Source organism: Streptomyces sp. NPDC016469, assembly GCF_040632905.1.
Taxonomy (GTDB): domain Bacteria; phylum Actinomycetota; class Actinomycetes; order Streptomycetales; family Streptomycetaceae; genus Streptomyces.
Map to the genome: position 1 here is coordinate 120,510 of NZ_JBEYCQ010000023.1, position 6,317 is coordinate 126,826.

Genomic DNA, 6,317 nt, shown 5'->3' on the forward strand with positions numbered 1-6,317 from the left:
GGGGAGACAACGCGCTCATGAGCGATGTACTGGAGCTGGTGGACGTATCGGTGGTCCGCGACGGACGCGCTCTGGTGGACGACGTCTCCTGGTCGGTCAAGGAGGGTGAGCGCTGGGTCATCCTCGGCCCCAACGGCGCCGGCAAGACCACCCTGCTCAACATCGCGTCCAGCTACCTCTTCCCCACCAAGGGCAGCGCCAGCGTCCTCGGCGAGCGCCTCGGCGGCGTCGGCACCGACGTCTTCGACCTGCGCCCCCGCATCGGCATCGCGGGCGTCGCCCTGGCCGACAAGCTGCCCCGCCGCCAGACGGTCCTCCAGACGGTGCTCACCGCCGCCTACGGCATGACCGCCACCTGGAACGAGAACTACGACAAGGTGGACGAGGACCGCGCCCGCGCCTTCCTCGACCGGCTGGGCATGACCGAGTACCTCGACCGCAAGTTCGGCACCCTCTCCGAGGGCGAGCGCAAGCGCACCCTGATCGCCCGCGCCATGATGACCGACCCCGAACTCCTCCTCCTGGACGAGCCCGCCGCCGGTCTCGACCTCGGCGGCCGCGAGGACCTGGTCCGGCGCCTCGGCCGGCTGGCCCGCGACCCGTACGCGCCGTCCATGATCATGGTGACCCACCACGTCGAGGAGATCGCCCCCGGCTTCACCCACGTCCTGATGATCCGCCAGGGCAAGGTCCTCGCCGCCGGCCCCATGGAGACCGAGCTCACCTCCCGCAACCTCTCCCTCTGCTTCGGCCTCCCCCTCGTCGTCGAGCACCAGGGCGACCGCTACACCGCCCGCGGACTGCCGCTCGGCTAGGCGGGGTTGCCCGGTTGCGCCCTGTCCGTAAGGGTGCATCCGGTCCTACGATGACCACGTGGACATCGACGCGTGGGTGTGGTGGCTGATCGGCGCGGTGGGACTGGGCATTCCGCTCGTCCTGACCGCGATGCCCGAGTTCGGCATGTTCGCCGTGGGGGCCGTCGCCGCCGCGGTCGTCGCGGCCCTCGGCGGCGGAATCGTCGCCCAGGTCCTGGTCTTCGTCATCGTCTCGGTGGCGCTGACGGCCGTGGTACGCGTGATCGCGGGGCGCCAGCGCGCGGACCGGGCACCCCAGCACGCCACCGGCATCGACGCCCTGAAGGGCCGTCAGGCCATCGTCCTGGAACGGGTGACCGGCGGCGGTGGCCGCATCAAGCTGGCGGGCGAGATCTGGTCGGCGCGCTCATTCGACCACGGATTCAGTTACGAGCCCGGCGAGCAGGTCGACGTGGTGGACATCGACGGGGCGACAGCCGTCGTCATGTGACCGAACTGCCTCCACACCAAGGCACGTTCTGCCAGACTCGATGACGATCATCAACCGAAGGACACGAGGAAACGATGCAACCGATCATCATCGTCCTGATCATTCTGGTGGTGCTCGTCTTCATCGCCCTGATCAAGACGATCCAGGTCATTCCGCAGGCCAGCGCCGCCATCGTGGAGCGCTTCGGGCGGTACACCCGCACCCTCAACGCGGGCCTGAACATCGTCGTCCCGTTCATCGACTCGATCCGCAACCGGATCGACCTGCGCGAGCAGGTCGTGCCCTTCCCGCCGCAGCCCGTCATCACCCAGGACAACCTGGTCGTCAACATCGACACCGTCATCTACTACCAGGTGACCGACGCCCGGGCCGCGACGTACGAGGTGGCCAGCTACATCCAGGCCATCGAGCAGCTCACCGTCACCACCCTCCGCAACATCATCGGCGGCATGGACCTGGAGCGGACCCTCACCTCCCGCGAGGAGATCAACGCGGCCCTGCGCGGCGTCCTGGACGAGGCCACCGGCAAGTGGGGCATCCGCGTCAACCGCGTCGAGCTCAAGGCGATCGAGCCGCCCACCTCCATCCAGGACTCGATGGAGAAGCAGATGCGCGCCGACCGCGACAAGCGCGCCGCCATCCTCCAGGCGGAGGGCACCCGCCAGTCCGCGATCCTCACCGCCGAGGGCGAGAAGCAGTCCGCGATCCTGCGCGCCGAGGGTGAGGCCAAGGCCGCCGCCCTGCGCGCGGAGGGCGAGGCCCAGGCCATCCGTACGGTCTTCGAGTCCATCCACGCCGGCGACCCGGACCAGAAGCTGCTCTCGTACCAGTACCTCCAGATGCTGCCGAAGATCGCCGAGGGCGACGCCAACAAGCTCTGGATCGTGCCCAGCGAGATCGGCGACGCCCTCAAGGGCCTCAGCGGCGCCTTCGGCAACCTCGGCGGCGGCGCGCCCGGCTTCAACACCGGCAAGGAACGACGCGAGGAACCCCCGGTCGACTGACGTGTACACCCCCCGTGCATGATTCGGTGCAGCAAGCACAGATCACGCACGGGGGATATGCCATGTCCATCTGGGAGATGCTCGCGGTCTTCGCCGCGGGGATCAGCGCCGGCACGATCAACACGATCGTCGGCTCCGGCACGCTCATCACCTTCCCCGTCCTGCTCGCCACCGGCCTGCCCCCGGTCACCGCCACCGTCTCCAACGCGCTCGGCCTGATCCCCGGCTCCATCAGCGGCGCGATCGGCTACCGCAAGGAACTCGAGGGCCAGCGCTCCCGCGTCCTCAAACTCACCGTGGGCGCCCTCGTCGGCGGCCTCACCGGTGCCACCCTGCTCCTGGCCCTGCCCTCCACCGCCTTCGAGACCATCGTCCCGGTCCTGGTCGCCCTGGCCCTCGTCCTGGTCATCCTGCAACCGCGGATCAGCAAGGCCGTCCAGGAACGGCGCGCCCGCACCGGGGCACCCGCCCACCCCGACGGCGGCCCGCTGCTCTACATCGGCCTGACCCTCGCCAGCGTCTACGGCGGCTACTTCACGGCCGCCCAGGGGATCATCTACCTCTCCCTCATGGGCATGCTGGTGGACGACACCATGCAACGCCTCAACGCGGTCAAGAACGTCCTCGCCGCCGTCGTCAACAGCATCGCCGCGCTGTTCTTCCTCTTCGTCGCCGACTTCGACTGGACCGCCGTGGTCCTGATCGCGGTGGGCTCCGCCATCGGCGGCCAGATCGGCGCCAAGGTCGGCCGCCGCCTCAGCCCCGCCCTGCTGCGCGCCCTCATCGTCACCGTCGGCACGGTCGCCATCGTCCAGCTGCTGCTCCGCTGAACGACCGAGGCCCGCCTCCCCCGGGGAGACGGGCCGCGCTCAGATCGTCGGGTGTACGGCGGCTACGCCGCGCTCCGCGCCAGCCACTCCGGCAGCGCCGACCGGTCACCGGCCCCCAGCGCCAGCAGCATCGCCTCCGCGGGGGACGGCACGAAGGGCTTCCGCAGCAGCGGCATCCCCGCCTGCTCCGGCGTACGGTCCGCCTTGCGGTGGTTGTCCTCCGCGCACGAGGCCACCGTGTTGAGCCAGGTGTCCTGCCCGCCCTGCGCCCTCGGCACCACGTGGTCGACGGTGCTCGCCCGCTTCCCGCAGTACGCGCACCGGTGCTGGTCCCGGACGAGGACGCCCCTCCTGGACCACGGGGCCTGTCTTCGGAAGGGCACCCGTACGTACCGGCAGAGTCTGATCACCCGGGGCACCGGGATGTCCACCTCGGCACCGCGCATCCGGAGGCCGGGGTGGGACTGCTCGACGACGGCCTTGTCCTGAAGGATCAGCACCACCGCACGGTTCAGCGTCACTGTCGACAGCGGCTCGAAGCTCGCGTTGAGTACCAGCGTGTCCCGCATTCCGCCCACCTCCCGTGTGCCGGCCGCCCCCTGGCAGGCCCGGATCAACTCTGGCCCCGGACGCCGTGATGGACAACGCATTAAAAAATGCCCTGCCCTGATCTCTCCAAGACCAGGGCAGGGCAAACGGATGCGGACGTTTTGGTTACTCAGGCGTTCTCGGCGGGCTCCGCGTACTCGGCGACCAGCTGGGCCCGGCCCACGGTGTGGAACCGCAGGTTGAACCCGACGGCCGCGGGCGGTGTGTCGCTGTCCGGACCGAGCTTGTCGGTGTCCACCGCGTACACGGTGAACACATAGCGGTGGTTCTCCCCGGCCGGCGGAGCGGCACCGCCGAAGTCCTTCGTCCCGTAGTCGTTGCGCGCGTGCACGGCGCCGGCGGGCAGCCCTTCGAACTTCCCGCTCCCCGCGCCGGCCGGCAGTTCCGTGACCGACGCGGGAATGTCGAAGAGCACCCAGTGCCAGAACCCGCTGCCCGTGGGGGCGTCGGGGTCGAAGCACGTCACGGCGAAGCTCTTCGTCTCCGCCGGGAAGCCCTCCCAGCGCAGCTGCGGCGAGGTGTTCCCCTCCGCGTACACCTGCGCGTCGGTGAGCGCGGCACCCGGGGCGATGTCCTCGCTCACCACGGTGAACGAGGGAACCTCCGGATGGAAGTCGTGCGGCAGCGGCGCCCTCTTCGGCTCGGTCACGTCTGCACCTTTCTGTCGGCTCAGTCGGATTACGCTTCCGACCCTAGAGCCAGTTGCGCTGCCCGCCGACCTGCGCCAGCCACTGGTTCAGATAAGCCGCCCAGTCGGTCTCGTGGAAGTTGTGCAGACCGACCTTGAAGGCGCGGTACGAGTCGCTGCCCTCGCTGAACAGACCCGGCTTCTTGTCCATCTCCAGGATGACGTCCATCTCGCGGTCGTCCGCGACGAACGACAGCTCCACCTGGTTGAGCCCCCGGTACTGCTGCGGCGGGTGGAACTCGATCTCCTGGTAGAACGGCAGCCGCTGCCGCGTACCGCGGATGTGGCCGCGCTCCATGTCGGCGCTGCGGAAGCTGAAGCCCAGCCGGCCGAAGGCGTCGAGGATGGCTTCCTGGGCCGGCAGGGGGTGCACGTTGATCGGGTCGAGGTCGCCGGAGTCCAGCGCCCGCGCGATCTCCAGCTCGGTCGTCACCCCGATGTTCATGCCGTGCAGGTGCTGGCCCGCGAACATGGTGATCGGCGTCTCCCAGGGGATCTCCAGGCCGAACGGCACCACGTGCACCGCCCCCGCCCGCACCTCGAAGGCGCCGCCGAGGCGGAGCGTGGTGAACTCGATGTCCTGCTTGGTCTCCTGGTCCTGGCCCTCGACCTCGACCCGGGCCTGGAGGCCCACGGAAAGGCCCTCGATCTGCTGGTCGACGGAGCCGCCCTGGATCCGCACCTCGCCCTGGACGACCCCGCCCGGGACGACGTTGACCTCGGTCAGCTCCGTCTCCACCGAGGCGCCGCCGGCACCCATGCTCGCGAGCAGCCGCTTGAAGCCCATGTTTTCTCCTCCTAGGTCCTGACCCCTACATACGCGCGACGACCGTAGTCGGTTCCCAGTAACCTCGAACCTCATGATCGATGGCCCGGACCGTACGCCGCTGACGCGGGACTTCTTCGACCGCCCCGTACTGGAGGTGGCGCCCGACCTCCTCGGCCGCACCCTGGTCCGCAGCACCCCGGAGGGCCCGATCGCCCTGCGCCTCACGGAGGTGGAGGCGTACGCCGGCGAGATCGACCCGGGATCCCACGCCTTCCGGGGCAGGACGCGGCGGAACGACGCGATGTACGGCCCGCCGGGCCACGCGTACGTCTACTTCACGTACGGCATGTGGCACTGCATGAATCTGGTGTGCGGCCCCGAGGGCAGGGCGAGCGGGGTGCTGCTCCGGGCCGGCGAGATCTTCGAGGGCGCCGAGCTCACGCGTAAACGTCGAGTTTCGGCCCGCAATGACCGAGAACTGGCCAAAGGACCGGCCCGCCTCGCGACCGCTCTGGACATCGGCCGCGCGCTGGACGGCGCGGACGCCATCGCGCACGAGGGTGCCGAGCTCTTCGTGCTCCACGGCACCCCGCCCCCTCGTGACCAGGTGCGAAACGGTCCGCGGACCGGAGTGGGCGGGGACGGGGCGGTGCACCCCTGGCGGTTCTGGATCGACGGCGACCCCACGGTGAGCCCGTACCGCGCCCATGTGCCGCGCCGTAGGTCAACTTGACTCGCCCGAGTGGGGCACCTAATGTTGTCCGAGTCGCTTGACACGGGTATAGCTGTTGGTTCGGTCCATCGGATCGTGAGCCGCGCAGACCTGAAGCGGCCAACCACTACCTACGACTCACCCCAGAGGGTGCGAGTTTCGGCATGCCGGAATTTGGTCCCCCTGACTCGATTATGAGTAACCGGGAGAATCCGCTAACGTAGTGGACACGCCGAAAGGCAAAAAGAAAGACCCGCTTCGACCGGGAAATTGGACACGAAAGAGTCTGATAGAGTCGGAAACGTAAGAACGAAGGGAAGCGCCCGGAGGAAAGCCCGAGAGGGTGAGTACAAAGGAAGCGTCCGTTCCTTGAGAACTCAACAGCGTGCCAAAAGTCAAC

8 protein-coding genes are annotated in these 6,317 nt (G+C 68.8%); 5 read left to right on the forward strand and 3 right to left on the reverse strand.

Going from position 1 to position 6,317, the window contains the following annotated elements:
- Positions 1 to 17 precede the first annotated feature (17 nt).
- The 4 genes from ABZ565_RS25145 (at position 18) to ABZ565_RS25160 (ending at position 3,139) form a co-directional block, all read left to right on the forward strand.
- Positions 18 to 815, forward strand: a complete 798-nt coding sequence (locus tag ABZ565_RS25145) for an ABC transporter ATP-binding protein (protein ID WP_361031027.1) — start codon at positions 18 to 20, stop codon at positions 813 to 815.
- A 58-nt stretch (positions 816 to 873) separates the two neighbouring features.
- Entirely contained in the window at positions 874 to 1,305 is a 432-nt protein-coding gene (locus ABZ565_RS25150) for an NfeD family protein (protein ID WP_361031030.1), read from the forward strand.
- A gap of 74 nt (positions 1,306 to 1,379) precedes the next feature.
- Complete coding sequence (locus ABZ565_RS25155; protein WP_073968441.1) at positions 1,380 to 2,309, forward strand: SPFH domain-containing protein; 930 nt, start codon at positions 1,380 to 1,382, stop codon at positions 2,307 to 2,309.
- 62 nt (positions 2,310 to 2,371) lie between these two features.
- Positions 2,372 to 3,139 (forward strand): sulfite exporter TauE/SafE family protein, encoded by a 768-nt coding sequence (locus ABZ565_RS25160; protein ID WP_361031033.1) that lies wholly within the window; start codon positions 2,372 to 2,374, stop codon positions 3,137 to 3,139.
- A 62-nt stretch (positions 3,140 to 3,201) separates the two neighbouring features.
- Here ABZ565_RS25160 and ABZ565_RS25165 read toward each other — a convergent pair whose 3' ends face one another.
- From ABZ565_RS25165 to ABZ565_RS25175, 3 genes are all read right to left on the reverse strand, one after another.
- Complete coding sequence (locus ABZ565_RS25165) at positions 3,202 to 3,708, reverse strand: HNH endonuclease (RefSeq protein ID WP_361031036.1); 507 nt, start codon at positions 3,706 to 3,708, stop codon at positions 3,202 to 3,204.
- A gap of 149 nt (positions 3,709 to 3,857) precedes the next feature.
- Positions 3,858 to 4,397 (reverse strand): YbhB/YbcL family Raf kinase inhibitor-like protein, encoded by a 540-nt coding sequence (locus ABZ565_RS25170; RefSeq protein ID WP_361031039.1) that lies wholly within the window; start codon positions 4,395 to 4,397, stop codon positions 3,858 to 3,860.
- Positions 4,398 to 4,440: 43 nt separating this feature from the next.
- Positions 4,441 to 5,223, reverse strand: coding sequence for a sporulation protein (locus ABZ565_RS25175; protein WP_361031042.1), 783 nt, complete (start codon positions 5,221 to 5,223; stop codon positions 4,441 to 4,443).
- Positions 5,224 to 5,296: 73 nt separating this feature from the next.
- On the opposite strand from ABZ565_RS25175, the gene ABZ565_RS25180 reads away from it, so the two are divergent.
- Positions 5,297 to 5,938, forward strand: coding sequence for a DNA-3-methyladenine glycosylase (locus ABZ565_RS25180; RefSeq protein WP_361031044.1), 642 nt, complete (start codon positions 5,297 to 5,299; stop codon positions 5,936 to 5,938).
- The last annotated feature ends 379 nt before the right edge of the window (positions 5,939 to 6,317 follow it).

Excerpts from the sequence above, each read along its gene's own strand:
- ABZ565_RS25145 (WP_361031027.1), top strand. The coding sequence starts at position 18 with ATGAGCGATGTACTGGAGCTGGTGGACGTATCGGTGGTCCGCGACGGA.
- ABZ565_RS25155 (WP_073968441.1), top strand. The coding sequence starts at position 1,380 with ATGCAACCGATCATCATCGTCCTGATCATTCTGGTGGTGCTCGTCTTC.
- ABZ565_RS25160 (WP_361031033.1), top strand. The coding sequence starts at position 2,372 with ATGTCCATCTGGGAGATGCTCGCGGTCTTCGCCGCGGGGATCAGCGCC.
- ABZ565_RS25165 (WP_361031036.1), bottom strand. The coding sequence starts at position 3,708 with ATGCGGGACACGCTGGTACTCAACGCGAGCTTCGAGCCGCTGTCGACA.
- ABZ565_RS25175 (WP_361031042.1), bottom strand. The coding sequence starts at position 5,223 with ATGGGCTTCAAGCGGCTGCTCGCGAGCATGGGTGCCGGCGGCGCCTCG.
- ABZ565_RS25180 (WP_361031044.1), top strand. The coding sequence starts at position 5,297 with ATGATCGATGGCCCGGACCGTACGCCGCTGACGCGGGACTTCTTCGAC.